1 protein-coding gene is annotated in these 1,683 nt (G+C 67.1%); it reads left to right on the top strand.

The annotated features are described in order from the left end of the window. Window positions 1–176: 176 nt before the first annotated feature. Window positions 177–1,652, top strand: coding sequence for an FAD-binding protein (locus ACWGKU_RS38805; RefSeq protein ID WP_452178952.1), 1,476 nt, complete (start codon window positions 177–179; stop codon window positions 1,650–1,652). The last annotated feature ends 31 nt before the right edge of the window (window positions 1,653–1,683 follow it).

Genomic DNA, 1,683 nt, shown 5'->3' with positions numbered 1-1,683 from the left:
TCACAAGGCAGCAGCACCCCTGCACGCACGACCGCAACGACCGACAGGACCAGCAGGACCGAAACCACCCACCGGTCGAGCCACCGCCGACAGCACCCGCAAAGCCGGCACCCACCGCACACCACCGGCACCGGCACCCGCCGGGGCCGCCCACCACCCCGAGGAGACCACCGCGCATGAACCGACCCGCCCTCTCCAGGCGCACCCTGCTCACCGGCGCCGCCGCCACCGTCATCGGCTACAACACCACCACCCGCACCTGGGCCACCACCGACACCCCCACCCGCGGCCGCATCACCCCCCTACCCCCCATCCAGGGCACCCTCACCACCAGCCCCACCACCCGCAACGCCCACGCCCACGACTTCGGCCGCCTCACCACCAACACCCCCTACGCCGTCCTCCACCCCACCGGCGCCCCCGACATCGCCACCATCATCGACTTCGCCCGCCGCAACAACCTCAAAGTCGCCATGAACGGCCAGAGCGGCACCGGAAACGACCTCGAATCACACTCCAACTACGGCCAGGCCGGCGTCGCCGGCGGCATCAGCATCAACGCCCGCGCCCTCAACCGCATCCACACCATCACCCCCACCAACGCCACCGTCGACACCGGCGTCACCTGGGCCCAACTCACCGAAGCCACCCTCGCCCAAAACCTCACACCCCCCGCCCTCACCGACTACCTCCACCTCTCCATCGGCGGCACCATCAGCATCGGCGGCATCGGCTCCACCGTCCACAAACACGGCCTCCAGGCCGACACCGTCGAAGCCATCGAAATCGTCACCGGCACCGGCCGCATCCTCACCGCCTCCCCCACCCGAAACCCCGACCTCTTCCACACCGCCCTCGCCGGCGCCGGCCAAGTCGGCATCATCACCAAAGCCACCCTCAAACTCGTCCCCGCCCCCCAGAACGCCCGCATCCTCACCCTCACCTACACCGACCAACACACCTTCCTCACCGACCAACAAACCATCCTCAACGACGGCCGCTTCCCCTCCCAGGTCGGCGAAATCCTCATCCAACCCAACGGACAACCCCCCCACTACAAAATCGAAGCCGTCACCCACTACAACGGCACCACACCCCCCAACCCCACCCCCCTCCTCACCGACCTCAACCCCACCACCACCACCATCACCGACCAGACCTACCGCGAATACACCTACCGCGCCGACACCTTCGCCGACACCATCAAAAACCTCGGCTACTGGAACACCCCCAAACCCTGGCTCTCCCTCTTCCTCCCCGCCACCACCACCCCCACCTTCCTCAACCACACCCTCCCCCAACTCACCCCCGACGACATCGGCCCCGGCCTCCTCCTCTGCTACCCCTTCCACACCAACAAACTCACCCACCCCCTCGCCATCACCCCCAACGAACCCACCGCCTACCTCTTCGACCTCCTCGCCTTCCCCCACCCCACCACCAACCCCACCACCCACCTCACCCGCAACCGCAACCTCTACAACACCGCCACCCAACTCGGCGCCAAACGCTACCTCGTCGGCGCCATCCCCCACATGACCCCCACCGACTGGCAACACCACTACGGCCCCCACTGGACCACCCTCACCAACGCCAAAAACACCTACGACCCCACCCACACCCTCACCCCCGGCCACAACATCTTCCCCTAACCCCAAAACACACCACACACCACACACCACA

It is taken from the genome of Kitasatospora sp. NPDC054768, assembly GCF_053612025.1.
Note: the sequence above shows the minus strand (reverse complement) of the source record. Positions and strands in the feature narration are given on the sequence as shown.